This is a genomic window from Mesobacillus maritimus (genome assembly GCF_019749255.1).
GTDB classification, from domain to species: Bacteria; Bacillota; Bacilli; order Bacillales; family Cytobacillaceae; genus Mesobacillus_B; species Mesobacillus_B maritimus_A.
Window position 1 is genome coordinate 109,973 of the sequence record NZ_JACWFH010000007.1, and the last position, 17,333, is coordinate 127,305.

The 17,333-nt window shown below is 38.8% G+C and carries 19 protein-coding genes; 15 read left to right on the forward strand and 4 right to left on the reverse strand.

What is annotated here, in order from left to right:
- Positions 1-25 precede the first annotated feature (25 nt).
- The 3 genes from H0185_RS03815 to H0185_RS03825 all read left to right on the forward strand — a co-directional run bounded on the left by H0185_RS03815 (position 26) and on the right by H0185_RS03825 (position 2,476).
- The gene (locus H0185_RS03815) at positions 26-1,123 is read left to right on the forward strand and encodes a branched-chain amino acid aminotransferase (RefSeq protein ID WP_221871350.1); all 1,098 of its coding nucleotides are present in this window, start codon (positions 26-28) and stop codon (positions 1,121-1,123) included.
- Between the two features lie 86 nt (positions 1,124-1,209).
- A complete protein-coding gene (locus H0185_RS03820; RefSeq protein WP_221871352.1) occupies positions 1,210-1,470 on the forward strand; it encodes a hypothetical protein in 261 nt (86 codons plus the stop codon).
- A 94-nt stretch (positions 1,471-1,564) separates the two neighbouring features.
- On the forward strand, positions 1,565-2,476 hold the full coding sequence (locus tag H0185_RS03825) for a CBASS cGAMP-activated phospholipase (RefSeq protein ID WP_221871354.1): 912 nt from the start codon (positions 1,565-1,567) through the stop codon (positions 2,474-2,476).
- 78 nt (positions 2,477-2,554) lie between these two features.
- On the opposite strand, the gene H0185_RS03830 is transcribed toward H0185_RS03825, so the two are convergent.
- Positions 2,555-3,364 carry an AAC(3) family N-acetyltransferase gene (locus H0185_RS03830; protein WP_221871356.1) on the reverse strand — a complete coding sequence of 270 codons (810 nt, stop codon included), beginning with the start codon at positions 3,362-3,364 and terminating at the stop codon, positions 2,555-2,557.
- Between the two features lie 399 nt (positions 3,365-3,763).
- Here H0185_RS03830 and H0185_RS03835 point away from each other — a divergent pair, with 399 nt between their 5' ends.
- The 4 genes from H0185_RS03835 to H0185_RS03850 all read left to right on the forward strand — a co-directional run bounded on the left by H0185_RS03835 (position 3,764) and on the right by H0185_RS03850 (position 6,675).
- Positions 3,764-4,627 carry a dimethylarginine dimethylaminohydrolase family protein gene (locus H0185_RS03835; RefSeq protein ID WP_221871358.1) on the forward strand — a complete coding sequence of 288 codons (864 nt, stop codon included), beginning with the start codon at positions 3,764-3,766 and terminating at the stop codon, positions 4,625-4,627.
- A 229-nt stretch (positions 4,628-4,856) separates the two neighbouring features.
- Positions 4,857-5,453: a class I SAM-dependent methyltransferase gene (locus H0185_RS03840; protein ID WP_221871360.1), complete on the forward strand. Its 597-nt coding sequence runs from the start codon at positions 4,857-4,859 to the stop codon at positions 5,451-5,453.
- Positions 5,454-5,509: 56 nt separating this feature from the next.
- Positions 5,510-6,283, forward strand: a complete 774-nt coding sequence (locus tag H0185_RS03845) for a class I SAM-dependent methyltransferase (RefSeq protein WP_221871361.1) — start codon at positions 5,510-5,512, stop codon at positions 6,281-6,283.
- Between the two features lie 86 nt (positions 6,284-6,369).
- On the forward strand, positions 6,370-6,675 hold the full coding sequence (locus tag H0185_RS03850) for a hypothetical protein (RefSeq protein WP_221871363.1): 306 nt from the start codon (positions 6,370-6,372) through the stop codon (positions 6,673-6,675).
- Between the two features lie 92 nt (positions 6,676-6,767).
- Here the strand turns inward: H0185_RS03850 and H0185_RS03855 are convergent, their stop codons facing one another.
- Positions 6,768-7,925 (reverse strand): glycoside hydrolase family 18 protein, encoded by a 1,158-nt coding sequence (locus H0185_RS03855; RefSeq protein ID WP_221871365.1) that lies wholly within the window; start codon positions 7,923-7,925, stop codon positions 6,768-6,770.
- Positions 7,926-8,157: 232 nt separating this feature from the next.
- Between H0185_RS03855 and H0185_RS23905 the strand changes: the two genes are divergently transcribed.
- The 8 genes from H0185_RS23905 to H0185_RS03890 all read left to right on the forward strand — a co-directional run bounded on the left by H0185_RS23905 (position 8,158) and on the right by H0185_RS03890 (position 15,641).
- A complete protein-coding gene (locus H0185_RS23905; protein ID WP_246628988.1) occupies positions 8,158-8,415 on the forward strand; it encodes a MurR/RpiR family transcriptional regulator in 258 nt (85 codons plus the stop codon).
- Entirely contained in the window at positions 8,387-9,010 is a 624-nt protein-coding gene (locus H0185_RS03860) for a MurR/RpiR family transcriptional regulator (protein WP_246628989.1), read from the forward strand. Before H0185_RS23905 ends, H0185_RS03860 begins: the two co-directional genes overlap by 29 nt.
- A gap of 42 nt (positions 9,011-9,052) precedes the next feature.
- Complete coding sequence (locus H0185_RS03865; protein WP_221871367.1) at positions 9,053-10,438, forward strand: YjiH family protein; 1,386 nt, start codon at positions 9,053-9,055, stop codon at positions 10,436-10,438.
- A gap of 36 nt (positions 10,439-10,474) precedes the next feature.
- Positions 10,475-11,611: an amidohydrolase gene (locus H0185_RS03870; RefSeq protein WP_221871368.1), complete on the forward strand. Its 1,137-nt coding sequence runs from the start codon at positions 10,475-10,477 to the stop codon at positions 11,609-11,611.
- A 22-nt stretch (positions 11,612-11,633) separates the two neighbouring features.
- On the forward strand, positions 11,634-12,461 hold the full coding sequence (locus H0185_RS03875) for a GNAT family N-acetyltransferase (protein ID WP_221871370.1): 828 nt from the start codon (positions 11,634-11,636) through the stop codon (positions 12,459-12,461).
- A gap of 2 nt (positions 12,462-12,463) precedes the next feature.
- Positions 12,464-13,573 carry an o-succinylbenzoate synthase gene (gene menC, locus H0185_RS03880; RefSeq protein ID WP_221871372.1) on the forward strand — a complete coding sequence of 370 codons (1,110 nt, stop codon included), beginning with the start codon at positions 12,464-12,466 and terminating at the stop codon, positions 13,571-13,573.
- Positions 13,574-13,801: 228 nt separating this feature from the next.
- The gene (locus tag H0185_RS03885; RefSeq protein WP_221871374.1) at positions 13,802-14,695 is read left to right on the forward strand and encodes an MBL fold metallo-hydrolase; all 894 of its coding nucleotides are present in this window, start codon (positions 13,802-13,804) and stop codon (positions 14,693-14,695) included.
- A 100-nt stretch (positions 14,696-14,795) separates the two neighbouring features.
- On the forward strand, positions 14,796-15,641 hold the full coding sequence (locus H0185_RS03890; protein WP_221871376.1) for an MBL fold metallo-hydrolase: 846 nt from the start codon (positions 14,796-14,798) through the stop codon (positions 15,639-15,641).
- Between the two features lie 108 nt (positions 15,642-15,749).
- Here H0185_RS03890 and H0185_RS24210 read toward each other — a convergent pair whose 3' ends face one another.
- Entirely contained in the window at positions 15,750-16,241 is a 492-nt protein-coding gene (locus tag H0185_RS24210; protein ID WP_343223077.1) for a CBO0543 family protein, read from the reverse strand.
- Positions 16,123-17,304 (reverse strand): DUF2515 domain-containing protein, encoded by a 1,182-nt coding sequence (locus H0185_RS03895; protein WP_221871378.1) that lies wholly within the window; start codon positions 17,302-17,304, stop codon positions 16,123-16,125. The genes H0185_RS24210 and H0185_RS03895 overlap by 119 nt, the downstream gene beginning before the upstream one ends.
- Between the last annotated feature and the right edge of the window lie 29 nt (positions 17,305-17,333).

Genomic DNA, 17,333 nt, shown 5'->3' on the forward strand with positions numbered 1-17,333 from the left:
GTTTATTAAGACAGGGGTATGTAAAATGACTGAATTAAAAATTGATATCACACTGGCTTCATCGAGAAAACCAAAACCGGATTTTGATCACCTTGAATTTGGAAAGAATTTCACGGACCATATGTTTATTGTCGATTATACTGAAGGGCAAGGTTGGCATGATGCTAGAATCGTTCCCTATCAACCGCTTACTCTTGATCCCGCCTCCATGGTTTTCCATTATGGGCAGACCGTGTTTGAGGGCTTAAAGGCGTACCTTACTAAAGATAATGAAGTTTTATTATTCAGACCAGATATGAATATGAAACGTTTGAATCGCTCGAATGATCGCCTTTGTATTCCAAAAGTTGATGAAGAAATGGCACTTAGTGCATTGAAACAGCTGATTAACGTTGACCGAGAATGGGTTCCAACTGCTGAGGGTACTTCTCTTTATATTCGTCCATTTATTATTGCAACAGAACCTTATTTAGGCGTTTCTCCTTCTAAGCGTTACAAGTTTATCATCATCTTATCACCAGTAGGAGCTTATTATAAGGAAGGCATTAACCCAGTGAAAATTGCTGTGGAACGTGAATATGTTCGGGCAACGATCGGTGGTACCGGAAATGCAAAAACGGCCGGTAACTATGCAGGAAGCTTAAAAGCGCAAGAGGTAGCTGAAAAAGAAGGTTATTCTCAAGTTTTATGGTTAGATGGTAGGGAGAATAAATATATTGAAGAAGTTGGCAGTATGAATATCTTCTTTAAAATTAATGGAGAGATTGTTACTCCAGTATTAAATGGTAGCATTCTCGAAGGCGTGACAAGAGATTCGATCCTTCAATTATTAAAACACTGGAATATTCCAGTTTCAGAGCGCCGACTCTCAATGGAGGATCTTTATCAAGCCTATAAAAATGGTCAACTAGAGGAAGCCTTTGGTACTGGTACCGCTGCAGTTATTTCGCCAGTCGGTGAACTAGCTTGGCAGGGGGAAAAAATGGTTATTAACAACGGTCAAACTGGAGAAATCGCGAAAAAGTTATATGAAACCTTAACAGGGATCCAACTTGGAACCGAAAAAGACCCATTTGGCTGGACTGTAAAAGTTGAAAAGCAAGAGTCAGCTAATCTGCTGTAACCATTTTGGTCTATTTCATATGAACAAAAACTGGCAGGAAAACATCTCCTTAAGTCGAATACTTTTTATGTAAGGAGATGAGACAATTGGATACAGTCATAATCGTAACGATTAAGGTTAAAGGATTACCTGTCCCAATAAAAATCGCATCACAAACAGAGCCATCCATAAGCCAAGTTTATAAAATGATTGCAGATCTCGCCAAAAAGAATGACATAACTGGGGATATTCAGTTTGTAAAGGTTCTTCAAGAAAATGAGCAGAAAATGTATATCTATGAAATAGGAAACCACAAATGTGTGGTCTTAATCGAGAAGTTAGAAAAAGTCATACAGTTTGAGAATTGATTTAGGAGGTTTGCTTTTTTTCAGGAACAACTTGCAACATAAGGTTGTGAAGAAAGGGCAAGCTATTGGATATCGCAAACTTAGGTGATGACAAATGAAAATATTAGGTATTGATGGTGGCGGAATTCGTGGAGTCTTTGCAATATCAATTTTAAAAGCGATGGAAGAAGAGTACCAAACAAGGGTCAGTGACCATTTTGATTTAGTTGCAGGAACCAGCACCGGTTCCATTATCGCAGCCGCAACAGCTTTAGATTCGGACATGGATACTTTGTTAGAACAGTACCTACAATATGGTGAAAAAATATTTATGAAAGAGGCCAAGGTTGGCCTCTTTAAAAGTATTTACAGTGACCGCTCTTTACGATCATTGCTAAGGAAATCATTCGGTGACCGAGAACTTAAAGATGTTTCAAAGCCATTATTAATCCCAACCGTCGATTTGACTCATGGGAAACCATACGTTCATCGTTCACATGTACCAGATGAATTAGGAAATGTATCAATTAGAGTCTGGGATGCTGTTCTTTCATCGTGTTCGGCACCTATTTACTTCCCACCAAACAATATAGGAAATAAGTATCTTTCCATTGACGGGGGCCTATGGGCGAATAATCCTTCTCTCGTTTGTTTGACAGATGCATTGCATTACTTTAATGAAAATCTCGAATCCATCCATATTCTATCGCTCGGGACAGGAAAACAGAATATTGATTTCTCTATTGATGGAGGCGAAAAAGAATGGGGAATCAAACATTGGTTGCCATTCCAATTACCTTCGCTAAAAGTTACCCCAAAACTGCTCGATTTAGCATTGGATATTTCGTCAGAATCTGTTTCTTATCACTGTAAATTGTTACTTGGACATAATTATTTTCGAATTAATAAGGATCTAGGTGAAGAAATGCCTTTTGATGATGTGGAATTTATGGATCGATTAATTCAGTTGGGCAAAGAGGCATTCGAAGAAAACCGTGTAGAAATTGATAACTTTTTAAACAGGTAAGAAGGTTTTTTAGCGATGTTAATAGGAGAAACGAAAAAGACCCGGAAGCCCCCTAAATTTGGTTTCTGGGTCTTTCGTTTACTCTTGATCAGCCGGATGAGTGTTTAACCATTGAATCCCAAACTCCACAAGAGGTTGCATTTCAACAACAAGTGTTTTGGCCATTCCCAATTTTCCTTCAAGAATGGGTCCATCATAATCCTGTATAATCTCGGGAAAGCGATCAGAGTCCATTTCGACACAATCATAAGGTTGCCAAACACGCTTGCCATTTACCATTATGGCTGCACCTTGTGGATATGTTTTTCGATTTTCTTGCATGAACTCTGCATAATGAAGAGCTGTACAGGAATCAAATCCTGTACCAATCAGAACAATTTTCACAACGGTCTTCATCATTTTTCCAAGTGGTGAGCCTTCTCCAAAAGAGTCCTCGAGTGGTTGGTCCTTCATCCATTCACCAGCATTTGCTCCCCAAGCAATAAAAGAATGAGCTGGATGAGGGCTTCGGACTGTTTGTGGAAGACGGTGTAAGCATTCAGCGATTTTCCCCATTTCCCGAAGTGGACTTAAGTATGGATCATAAGCAGGAAAATGGTCGCGAATAGGTTGATGCCATTCCTTTGGAACAGGTGGCAACATCCAATAAGCTGGATCTGAATTGTCTGTAGATTGAGCAGGCATCACAATCGTACCAGACTCTGTCACCGTTTCAAGCAATGCCTCGACAACCGCCTGTGCTCCTCCAGCTATCCAGCCCATGCTACTTAGTGATGAGTGGACCATGATATTGTCGCCAGCGTTAATTCCTAGCTCTATAAGTTGTTTTTTTAATGTCTCTTTTGATTGGAATTCTGTTGTGTTTAAAATTTGATTCAATTCATGCATGTTCATTTCCCCCCAATGTAAAATATATCATATTAAAAAGGCAGGAAAAGACTTCTTTATGTAGAAAATAGGATGTAGACGCTCATTTGTCGGTTTTATGAGGTTAGTCGCAATAATATTGTTCAAGGTGCCGATGATGTCGTTAATTCGCTACTTGAGCATAAAAATGTCCAAGTGATTTTGTTTTGTTGTTTCCGAGCCTCTGACAGCGCGTTTGTGAAAAGGTTTTTCAATTTATCATTAGACCAGTTGATACGGTTCAACTGGTCTTTAGGAATTTATCTGGTAAAATACATTGCAATTTTTTTTAATGTCCTTGAAAAACATCCTCTTTGTAATGAATTCTTTTAGGACAGGACATATTAAAAGCAAAGTTTTCAAATAAGGGGAGGTCTTTCCATGACAATAAGTTCAGATATGGAGCATAAAACTGTCTGTTTTACTGAGTATGATACATTAAAAAGAGTGATTCTTTGTCAGCCCCAATACATGACCATTCGTGATGTAATTAATGAAACGCAAAAGCATTTCCAAAACGAAGGTATACATATTGAACGAGCTCTTGAGCAGCATGATAAATTTGCACAAACATTGCGGAGCTATGGGATTGAAGTCATTTTACTCCCGTACCATAAAAAATATCCAGAGCAAGTGTTTACTCGTGATATCGGTTTTACGCTTGGTGAAACAGTATTTGTTGCAGATATGGCGAGCGATGTGCGCAAAGGGGAGGAAAATGTTTTACGGCAATGGCTGGAGGACGAAGGTTTCTCTTATTATAATATCGTTGGTGACAATATCGAAGGTGGCGACGTTATTATTGACGGCAAAACCATTTATGTGGGCTTAAGCAATCGCACAAACCAAAAGGCAGCAGACCACTTGCAAAGGTTGCTGAGTAGTTACGAAGTCAAAGCAATCCCTTTTAAAGAAAGATATCTTCATTTAGATTGTGTGTTTAATGTGGTATCCCCTGAGATTGCCTTGATTTACCCTGAGGCGCTAACAGAAGAAGATATGAAATTATTCAGTTCTAGATATGAACTAATTGAGGTATCGAAAGAAGAACAATTTACGCTTGGGACCAATGTATTATCGATTGGCAATAAGCGAATCTTGAGTCTACCGGTTAATAAAGAAGTCAATAAGCAGCTTCGAAACCGTGGTTTTGAAGTCATCGAGGTTGATATTACCGAAATTATTAAATCCGGCGGCTCTTTCCGTTGTTGTACATTACCAATCCTAAGAACAAATGAAAAGTAAAACATGGTGAGGAATCTTGTCCCTTTGGGAGAAGGTTCTTTTTTATGAAGTCAAAGCAATCAGGTATTAAAAAGCGATATTTAGTTTACAAAATATAATTACATTAAACATATTTCCGGGAGAGATGCATCGCTTTTCAATGATTTATTTCGTGTAGGAATTTGTCTATCAAGCTATAATGAAGGGAGATGTCATAAGATTTTGGTGGAACTGGAGTGGAAATGAAACTGTGAGTAAAACGTTTTCGGAATGGTATGATTTTTTTATGAGCCCGTTGGAGCGAGGTCGTTTCAAAAAGATACGGGTGCAGTTATTAGAAAATGCTAGTGGACGAGTATTGGAGCTTGGCTCCGGTACGGGAGTGAATTTTCCCTTTTATCGCGATGTAGAGGTAACAGCAATTGAACCGAGTCCTTTTATGGTCACTCGTTCATTAAAACGGAAGGAGCAATCACCAGTGCCGATTGAAGTTGTTCAAGCAGGTGCAGAACAGCTTCCCTTTCCCGACAATAGCTTTGACACGGTGGTCGCGACGCTTGTTTTTTGCACAATTCCTAATGTTGAAGCTGCATTGGAAGAAATCAAACGAGTTTGTAAGCCAGATGGGAAAGTATTAATGTTTGAGCATGTTAAAATGACGCAACCAACTCTAGCAAAAGTACAAGAAGTTTTAACACCTTATTGGGAAAAGGTTTGTGATGGGTGTTGTTTAGATCGAGAAACTCATGTGTTAGTTGAAAAGAAAGGATTTTATATAGAGGAAACGAAAGATTATTATAAAAGCCTTTTTAAAACGATGATATTAAAAAATGAAAAAAAGGGTTAAGCCATGCTTTTCATCATAAGCTTTATTATAGAGGCAAACAGATTAGAGGTGGGAATTTGAAAGGAAAAGAGCGAGTTATTCAACAGTTTGGGAAGAACGCGAGCCATTATGTGACAAGCCAATCACATGCTAAAGGGGAAGACCTTCGAAAATTAGTTGAAATTATCGCGGAGAAAAATCCTTCTGGAGAACTTTTGGATATTGCAACAGGTGGGGGACATGTTGCAAACGCGTTAGCTCCTTATTTCAAACAGGTTGTTGCATTGGATCTAACCCCTGAAATGTTGGAGAAGGCGAAAGGATTTATCGAGTCAAATGGGATTAAAAACGCCGCCTTTGTCCAAGGAGATGCGGAGAACATACCATTTCCTAATGATTCTGTAGGAACAGTGACCTGTAGAATTGCGGCGCATCATTTCTCTGATGTACGGAAATTTGTTAAAGAAGTTCAGAGAATCTTAAAAGAACAGGGCATGTTTATTTTAATCGATAACGTAGCCCCAGAGGTTCGCGAATATGATTTATTTTATAATAAAGTCGAAAAGAAACGCGACCCAAGTCATGTCCGTGCCTATAAAAAATCTGAATGGATTTCGATGCTTGAACATGAAGGGTTTCTTGTTGAGGAATTGATTTGCTTTAGGAAGAAATTCTTTTTCGATACTTGGTGTGAAATGATGGATGTAACAGAAACTGAGAAGCAAAAATTAAATGACTTCATGACCCAAGCTACAAAGCCTATCCTTGATTACTTTTCAGTTGAAATTGAAGAGGGAAAGGTCCAAACATTCCAAGGTCAATCTGCGCTTATCGTAGGTACAAAAATTTAAGGGTGAAAGAAAACAGCTTTGTGTCATCATCTAAACACCTAAACATATAATATTGAAGGATTCTAGATTATATGGAGGACATGTTGATGAAGGTGATAATACTATCCTTATTAACTACTTTATTAGGTGTTTTAATCTTTCTAAATATCTCCTTGAACAACGCGAAAACAGTCTCAAACCAAGTAGAGAAAGAATATGTAACCTATCAGTATACGATTACAGAAATTGACCAATTTGGTTATTTTGGTGAAGGGGAAGATGGGCGACGCATTTACATAAAAAAGGAAAATGTGAATGTTGAGGACAACCTGAAGGAAAATGACACTATCATCGTCTATTTTGAAAAGAATAATATAAAAGATGGTCTGGTAAAGGTAGAGAAAGAACTATAAGGTTGATGAAGGCTTTATATGATGAAAAGGAGATCCCAATAAGGTTAAAAAACACGATTCTCATCGAGAATCGTGTTTTTTATGCGTAATAATTACTGTTTTGTATAAAGCTTTTGCGGAGGACTTTGTAATACATCTGAGATTGAAGCTGTGAGACTGTATGGTCCTTTCGCGTCGTGCCCTGCTTCCCACAACATCATACCACCAAAGCCGTGGCTAAGTGCTAGCTTTGTTTTTCTTTCCATCGTTTTTATACCATTAAAGTGATAGGTTGTTCCATTCATCGTGATTGTATCATTAGCTGAACTTTTGGAATCATGATTGACAATTGTTGCATAGGATAGTTGCTTTGCTGCCGGGTCTTCTGGTTGTGCATAGAAAGGCACGCCTAAAACTAGCTTTTCAGTCGAAATTTGCTGGTCTTTAAAAAGGTTGGTCCAATAAGATACGATATTTTCAGTATAGGAGTATGGTGATAGATTAGCTGCATGGTAACCACCGTCCCATTGACCGTCATAAGCCATGATGTTGACATAGTCTACATATTTAAACATTTCGGGTTCATAGACGACTGAGGTGATTTCAGTGCCTGCAACACTATGCACTTTAGCATTAACAGCAATCGATAACTGTTTATTCATGCTTTTAAGGCGCTCGCTTAACTCCTTCGTAAATGCGGCTAAAACCTTTGCATCTTCCTGTGAACGTGGATGTTCAAAGTCAATATCAATGCCGTCTAGATTTTCACGTTCTACCAAGCTAATAAGTTCGTTTACTAATTTAGAACGTGTTTTCTCGTCTTGGATAGCGGACTTGAAATAATCATATGATTCACCACCGTTGAGGTGAAACCATCCTCCGATAGCGAGCATGACACTTTTACCCTGATTATGCGCTTTTGATACCAAGGTCTGAAGATTTTTTAAGGCTGTTTCTCCACTTAATACTAGATCGCCATCTTTTGTTGGATGAGCAAATGAGAAAATGATATGAGTCAACTCTGATAGATTGATTGTTTCAGGATCACGAAAATCTTGAACGTACCCAATTAACACCTTAGAATTGGGAGTTTGAATGTTTGGCATTTGTTTCGTTTCTACTATGATCCCTGAGTGAGCCATTTCTTCAATATTTCTAGGAGATGTAGCTTCCTGGCTCGAATAATTCGAGTACAAAACCCCTGATAGAAACCCGAAGACTGTAAAAAACACAGCGATAATAAGGGGAATAAGAATTTTCCGTTTAGTCATGCAGATTCCTCCCAATTGTGATTTATAAATTGTATCAGAAAAAAACACCCCTGAGGATGGTAGAATCTAACATGTGTCAGGCACCATCCAGTTATTTACCAGATTCATATGTTAATGCATAAATATCATAAAATATGATTTTTTATTCAATTTTTTCTTGCGCCGAAGGATTTCATGCTTTATATTATAGAAAGAAGTTTTTCCTTCATCATTTTCTTGAAAGGAGATTGGAATGGGAGAGATACCGTTAAATCAAATTATTAAGGAATGCTTTTCTTCCTTGTCTCCTGGACAGAAAAGAGTGGCTGAGTATATTAAGGGGCATATGGATGAGGGTGCTCTACATACGGCTTATCAAATTGGTAAAAAAGCTGGTGTGAGTGAAACGACCGTGATTCGGTTGGCTTATGCATTAGGATTTTCTGGCTTTTCAGATTTGCAGGAAGGTTCGCCGAGACTGGTTGGAGTCAAAACAATACTTTCAGAATGAAGTTTCAGCTGCAATCAACACGGCTGAGGAAAGCCAATTATTTGAGGCTGTCATCCAGCGAGAAAAGGGAATTCTCCAGAAATTACTAAGTCAAGGAAGTTCAGAGGATTTATGGCAAGCAATTGATAAGATTATGCAGGCGGATCGTATTTTTATCGGTGGATTTGGAAGTTCCTATGCAGCAGCGTATTGGTTCTATTATTCTTTGAGACAACTACGAGAACATGTCACCATCACGAGCCCAACCGGTTTTATGCCAGAAGATGTTAGCGAGCTTACAGACAGATCATTGCTTATCGTGTTTTCCTTTCCTCGATATCGCAATGAAACCTTAAAACTTGTAAATCTAGCGAAACACCAAGACGCGCAAGTACTGGCAATCACCAACAGACAGTTATCCCCTATAGGGCAGGTTGCTGATTGGACGTTAACAACAGAGGAACAAATCGAATCAAGCCACAACTCGATTGCTTCTGTGATTACCTTGTTAGAGGTGCTGATCGCTGGGATTCATCATAAGGACGGGAAACGAATTAGCAGCAGACAACAGAAATTAGAACGAATATATGCTGATTATGGCTTATTTATAGAATAGCAGTCTTTCATATTACTAAAAACAAACTAGAGGTGCTAAACAATGACAACAAATACAGAAACAAGAGTAGAAGAACAAGTAAGTAGTAAATCAATTCCCATTAGTGACTACTTAAAGTTCATTCTCCCTTCATTAATTGGTATTCTACTATTTATTACTCCAATAAAAACAGAGGATGGAATTACCATTCCAGTTGCTTTTCTATCCAATCAAATTAACGGGGCAATTGGGGAGTTTATTCCAGCATTGGTGGTGTTGGTCATGGCAATATCAACAGTCGGATCAATCATTGCTACATTCATTAAACCGAATTTTATAACTCAAAATAAAACGTTGAATACACTATTTAGTGTAAGCAAGTTTTGGGTGGTTGCACGTTTATTGGGGACAGTATTCGCAGCGATGACTTTATTCAAAATGGGTCCGGAAATGATTCACTCAGAAAATACTGGGACACTTTTGCTATATGATTTGATTCCAATTTTATTTACAACCTTCTTACTAGCTGGCATTCTTTTACCACTATTATTAAACTTTGGTTTACTTGAATTCGTTGGTGCTTTATTTATGAAGGTTATGAGACCCATTTTCACTTTACCTGGACGTTCCTCTCTTGATTGCTTAGCTTCTTGGGTTGGTGACGGTACCATTGGTGTCCTTCTAACGTCAAAGCAATACGAGGAAGGGTACTATACAAAGCGTGAAGCAGCAGTAATCGCAACGACTTTTTCAGTGGTTTCGATTACGTTTTCAATCGTTATTCTTCAGTATCTTGAACTTGAACAATATTTTGTACCATACTATTTAACGATTATCTTTGCTGGCCTTGTAGCGGCTGTTATTATGCCAAGAATTCGTCCACTTTCTAAAAAAGCAGATACTGGCTATGAACTCACAGAATTAAAAGCAGAAGAAAAGATTCCAGAAGGGGTTTCTCAAGTTAAATGGGGACTTGATAATGCAGTAAACAAAGCGAGAAAAAATGATTCAGTTGCCAATATTTTTACAGAAGGCTTTAAAAATGTCTTAGACATGTGGCTTGGTGTACTGCCAATTGTCATGGCAATTGGAACTGTAGCTCTTGTTATTGCTGAATTCACCCCAGTGTTTACCATCCTTGGTAAGCCATTCGAGCCAATTCTGGCCCTGATGCAGGTACCTGAAGCTGCGGAAGCTGCTCAAACCATGGTCATTGGATTTGCCGACATGTTATTGCCTGCGATTATCGGAAGTGGAATTGAAAGTGAATTAACTCGATTCGTTATTGCCTGTGTTTCTGTGACGCAATTAGTTTACTTGTCCGAGATGGGTGGCTTGCTTCTAGGCTCCAAGCTTCCTGTAAGCTTCAAAGATTTAGTTCTTATTTTTATCCTACGTACTGTGATTACATTGCCAATCGTGGTACTTGTTGCTCATATTATTTTCTAATCTTATTTGACTCTATGTCGGGAGGGAGTTATTTCCGTGGATCCAATCCAATTTATTGAGGCCCAGAGAAATACGATTTTCAAAACCTATCATGAATTGCATCAGCTGGCAGAGCCTAGTTGGAAGGAAGAGAAAACCTCCCGCTTCCTTCAACAGAAATTGATCGATGCAGGGTTTACGGTTCAGACTTTTTCAGGGCATTACGGTTTTGTCGCCAATCTCCAGGGAGAAAACCCTGAGGTGATTGCGCTTCGTGCTGATATGGATGCACTAGTTCAAGAGGTAGATGGCGTCGTTCGTCCTAATCACTCATGTGGGCACGATGCCCATAGTACAATGGTATTGATGTCGGCTCTTTCACTATGTAAAACTAATATAAAATTCAAGCATAGCGTTCGGTTTATTTTTCAACCAGCTGAAGAAGTAGCTGGTGGTGCCCTCAAAATGATCGAAGATGGCGCTCTTAAGAATGTTAAATTTCTTGGTGGGGTTCATCTTCGTCCTTCATTTGAAGTTCAATATGGCAAAGCAGCTCCGGTAATCCTACATGGTTCCACGACAACCATAAAGGGCGTTATCAAAGGAGTTCCAGCGCATGCGGCAAGACCGGAAGAAGGGAATAACCCAATAGAGGCCGCCTCCCTTTTGATCCAGGCCATGAAGCAAATTAAGCTTGGGTCAGTTGGGCGTTATTCGATTAAGATGACGGAACTGCATAGCGGAGAAGCATCTAATGCAATTCCTGAGAATGCTCGCTTTACCTTTGATTTACGCTCCGAAACAAATGAGGGAATGGAATTATTGATTGCGAAAGCCCAGCAAACAGTACAGAAAATCGCTGAATTGACCGAAACGAAGATAGATACAGTCATTGAAGAATATTCTCCTGCAGCGGTGAAGAACCCCGATGCCATTCGCTTGGCAGAATCAGCAATTCTTTCAATTCTTGGGGAAGAGAATCTAGAAGTGGCTTGTGTATCCCCAGGAGCAGAGGATTTTCATTTTTATACACTAAAAAATCCACATATTTTTGCAACGATGGTTGGCTTAGGATGTGATTTGACACCTGGTTTGCATCATCCTAATATGAAGTTTAATCAAGAAGCCCTCGTTTATGGAACAAAGATTTTAACAAAACTACTAATGGAAGCAGATCAGGATAATTGGAGCTAATAGTCATTGGAGGAATAGGAAGTTGAACAAACCTGTTTTTGAAGAAATTGAAATCCGAAACCTGCAAACTGTGGTGGAGTTAGAGCGAGTACGCCAGCTTGAAGCCATTGTTTGGAGTTTCGAAGATTCGGTACCAGTGAACCAAACCATTACGGTTGTTAAAAATGGTGGGTTCATTTTAGGTGCCTTTTTACATAATGAATTGATTGGTTTTCAATATAGTTTTCCGGGTTTTGATGGGAAGCAAGTATACCTTTGCTCACATTCACTTGGAATTCATCCTGAATATCGTAAGTATGGTGTAGGAGAAAAATTGAAGTGGGCTCAAAAAGGACTTGCAGAGGCTATGGGCTATGAGTTGATTTCATGGACATATGACCCGTTAGAAACAGTAAATGGGAATTTGAATTTACATAAGTTGGGTGCGATTTGTACCTCTTATTTGGAAGATGCCTATGGGGAAATGGGTGATGGTTTAAATTCTGGGATTGCGACTGATCGATTTTTAGTGGAATGGCGAGTGGACGAGATTCAAGACAAAAAAGGGGCAACGAAATTTGAGCAAAGGGATAAACAAGTTGACCTTCAGAATTTTGTAATGGAAACCACTGAGAAGGATGGCTTTTTAATACCGGGTGAAATAAATTTCGGTTTGGATTCTGATCTACTATTTGTGCCGGTACCTGGTAATTTTCAAGAAATAAAAAGTGCTGATTTCTCACTCGCAGTTGAATGGAGAAATATTACCCGAAAAATTTTCACTCATTATTTGCCAATTGGGTGGCAGGTTACGGACTTAATAAAAAAAGATCAGAATCATTATTTGTATGTACTAGAAAAGAGGGGTTAAGGATGGAGATAGAGAGAATTATCCTACGTCAGATTAAAATGGATCTCCTGACACCTTTTACAACAAGTGTTGGGACGGAAGTGGATAAAGATATCATTTTGGTTGAAGTAGTGGGGAAAGATGGGTTATCTGGCTGGGGTGAGTCCGTTTCAATTGTCCAGCCGATGTATAACGAAGAAACGGTGAAAACGAATTGGCATATAATGACTGACTTTCTCATCCCTCTATTACTAAAAGAGCCGATTGAGCATCCTGATATGGTTTTCCCTCGTTTTCAATATGTTCGTGGCAATTACAATGCAAAAGCAGCTATTGAGGGGGCTGTTTGGGATCTTTATGCTAAGAGCCAAAATCTTTCGTTATCGAAAGCTCTTGGTGGAGTGAAAGATAAAATTGAAGTCGGTGTTAGTGTTGGTATTCAACATTCAGAACAACAGCTTCTTCAGCAAATTGAAGGGTATTTGCAGGAAGGGTATAAACGCATAAAAGTAAAAATTAAGCCTGACTGGGATGTATCGATCCTTAAGATGATTCGAAAGTCTTTTCCTCAAATCCCGTTAATGGCAGACGCAAATTGCGCTTATACGTTAGATGATATCGATCACTTACGTCACTTAGACGAGTTTAATTTAATGATGATTGAGCAACCATTGGCACATGATGATATTATTGACCACGGTGTGCTACAGGCTAACTTAGAAACACCCATTTGCCTCGACGAAAGTATTCACTCTGCTGAGGACGCTCGAAAAGCAATTGAACTAGGAAGTTGTCGGATCATTAATTTAAAAATTGGTAGAGTCGGCGGCTTGTCAGAATCAAAAAAAATTCATGATCTTTGTGTAAAACATGATATACCACTTTGGTGTGGAGGCATGCTCGAGGCAGGAATCGGCAGAGCCCATAATATCGCAATTACCTCCTTATCGAATTTTACTATCCCTGGCGATACGGCACCTTCTGCACATTATTGGAAACAGGATATCATTGAACCTGAGGTGAAAATGGAAAATGGTTTGATTGCTGTTCCAGATGGGCCAGGGATTGGATATGAGCCTAATCTTTCGTTGATTGAAAGGTTAACGGTAAAACAAAGTTCCATTTGTTTATAAGGATTTCAATATTTTAGTCTAAATAAGATATTTCGTTCATACAAATCTTTAAAAATGAAAATGTTTCCAAATGCTTCGATGGGAGATCTTTTTATGCCCCTATTGAAGCATTTTCAATTTCGAAAACAAAGCAGTTGATGAACGGAACCTCTTTGCTTTATAATGAATGAATATTCAATCATTTTTTAGTGGTAATTACATTCATTTTTTTGATACGAGGTGACAAATATGGATCGTATAGGTCCGATAAAAATTATTGAAGGGCCCAATAACAGTAGCAAAGTGCCTTTCTCACGAAGTTTGTATATTGATTGCACAGAAAAGGTATTAATTGACTCTGGTGCCGATCCAGAAAGCTTGCTGAAGCTAAATAAGGAATTTGGGATTGAACTTATTATGAATACGCATTACCATCCCGATCATACTACTCATAATTATTTGTTTCCAGAGGCTACAAAGCTAATCAATCCAATTGAATATGAAACAGCACAATCGATTGATGGTGTGGCACGTGCAAATGGAGTATATCAAGAGTGGGGCCCTAGAGGAGTCGAGGTGTGGAAAAAGAACCTCCCTGCAAGATGGGTAAAGAGTCTGGGCTTACTATCTGGGACCTATGATTATGATAAGGAGTATAACTTTGGTGGGGTAAAGGTTCAATTTTTACATTCCCCTGGACATACAAGTGGGTTATCCTGCCCGTATTTTCCAGAACTAGGCGTGGTGTTTGCAGGTGATTATGATATGACTTCTTTTGGTCCGTGGTATAACGGAACTGATGGAGATATTGATGATTTCATCCGCTCTGGGAAAAGGCTTCTTGAACTAGATGCAGATACCTATATTACTGGTCACCAAAAGGGTGTTTTTACAAAGAAAGATTTCGCAAAAGCGATGGAAGTATACTTAGCGATTATTGATAAACGTGATGAGAAAGTTGAGCATTATGTTCGTCAAGGGTTAACTTTCGATGAACTCACAAGCATTGGGATATTCTATCCTAAACGAACGTTAGAGAATGGAATTCTTAAAACGTGGGAACGAACCGGGATTAGAAAACACCTCGATCGATTAGGGTTAACGGTGCCTGAAGCTGATAGAGTTTACTTAAATACAAAATGAGGAGAGCAATAGCATTGTCTATTGCTTTTCTTTTTGAATAATAAAAGGTCAGTAGAGAAAACTATGTTCGGTTCACATACATTTGCATGGGGGTTGTTTCATGGATAAGAATATGTCTTATGGCAGTGATTATAAATACATTCCAGCTACCTCGGTCGGCAGTGGAGTGGGGATTGAGGTTTTGCCGGATATATATTCGCATACCATCCAAATCGTTAATATTTGTTTGGTGGGAAATCCTGAGGATAAAAATTATGTGTTGGTAGATGCGGGAATGCCAGAATCGGCAGATGAGATTATAGCTGTTACGGAAGAACGATTTGGGAAAGAGAATCCACCAAAGGCAATTATCCTTACACATGGGCATTTCGATCATGTTGGGGCAATTGTTGAATTGATTAAGTATTGGAATGTACCTGTTTATGCACATGAAATGGAACTCCCTTATTTGACCGGGAAAAAGAGGTACCCAGAACCAGATTCAACGGTAGAGGGGGGAATGGTTGCAAAAATGTCTCCAATGTTTCCAAACGAACCGATTCAACTTGGTGAAAATGTAGAGGCCCTTCCTAGTGATGGGAGTGTTCCATATATGTCTGAATTCCGCTGGATTCATACACCAGGACACTCAGAGGGACATGTATCGCTCTTCAGGGAAAAAGACGGTGCTTTGATTGCTGGTGATGCTTTCGTGACGGTCAAACAAGAATATTTATATAAAGTGTTGACTCAAGAGCAGGAAATTAGCGGTCCACCACGGTACCTCACTACTGATTGGAAGGCAGCTAAAGAATCGGTAAAAACGTTAGCAGAGTTGAAACCTTCAGTTGCTGTTACAGGACATGGTTTGCCTATGACCGGGCAGTTGCTTACCGATAGCCTACAAAAGCTTGTGAATGAGTTTGATCAGATTGCTGTCCCGGATTATGGGAAGTATTTGAATTAGGAAGTAAGGACAGATGCTCGGCTTTTTCATCTGTCCTTTTTGTGTTGCGATTGTCTACAACACCCTTGCAACTCAAAGACAGACAAAGCTCTATCGATTTTACTGAAATTAAACTCGTTTGGTCCAGTTATAAAAACGATAAATAATGGTTAAAAAAACAAAGTAACCGAAAAAAGAATAATAGTGTTTCCACACATCTGCATGAACGAAATAACCGAAGGGTTCGGCAATTTTCTCAAAAACAGACATCGCCAGACTCAATAGGAGAATGAAAAGGAATCTTTTAGTTCTGGTCAGTTTTGTACAAATGAAAAGAAACATAGCAACCATCAAAGGAATTCCCACTAAAGTAAAAAAAATGTGAATCGAAAATATTTCTGGGAATGGTCTCATTGGAAAGGAGTAATATTCTTTTCCAGTAAAATAAAGATCAAGATAGGTCCCCAGTAAAGAAGCCAATAATAAAGAGGGTGTTAGTTTTTTACTCCAGAATTGAGATGGCTTTTTTGGCGTAGGTGGCAAGTTCGAGTTTTTCGATTGTTCGGCAATAGTCATACTGTATCTCCCCACTAATTTTTTCTTCTGTGTCCTGTAAATCATAAACAACCTTCCAATCATGAAACCAATCCCCAATTTCTGCGCTTTCATGTTCTTGGTTTTTCCAAGCAAGCTCAAGCTGAGGACTATAGATACGAGGTGATCCACTTGTCAGCTTACAAGCTACAATTCTAGGTTTCCATTGCAAACCAGGTACCCCTTCATCCACATAATGAAAGAGTTGTGGCCAATAATCCATGCGTGATCCAGTATGGGGAGTATTGTATGCCCATTGGACTATTTTTTCGAGAAGCTGGGAATCATCAAAAAGAACCTTATACAGTCTTTTTCCTAAGAGAATTCGCTCTTGTAACCTTTCAAAATGATGAAGAGTTGCGCCTATAAGTTGTATTTTGCCGCTATTTTCGTAAGGGAATAGAATATGATTCATAGAGAGTATATCCTGTAATTTAAATTCTAAGCTGTCGAGTATAATCTTTTTATAGATAGGGTCTTGTATGACTCTTGTTTCTAAGTAATTTTGTTCATTCATAATTAACCCTAGGGTCAAAATGGACGAATCTCGCTGTTGCCAAAAATGGCTCCAAATTGTTTCCATGAATAAAGAAACATTTAAATAGGGCAACAGGTAAAATAGATTCTTCCCTGTCTTTATGCTTTCTTCATAGAGCAAAAATTGCGGATAGGCGTCTTGGAAAATCAACCAATTTCCCCGTTCCAAAAAAGCAAAAAAGTTTTTTCTTTCCTGTCCTGTCATAAGTTTAGTAAGGAATCCCCCCTTTAAATCAGTCATATTATAACCACCATTACGTGACACCATATGACCTAGAAAGGCCCAATGAATTTCGGGGAATTTTTTATAAAAATCAAGGTAGGCTTTCGTTCTCGTCACATTATTTTTATTCAACCTTCTCGTACGACTATTAATGGTTTGAATAAGGAGTGCCTCTTTTGGAAGCAGCTTGGGTGCATGTTCTGCTTTCTTGCTTTTTCGTTTAAGCTCTTTTTTTATATTAACCAGGGATGGGGACAGTGGTTTTGTTTTCGCCTTTTTAAGTAGATTCAATATGGTTCCCCCCAATAAATGAATGCTCCTACTGTCCATTGAATATGTATGGTTGAACGCCATTTTGT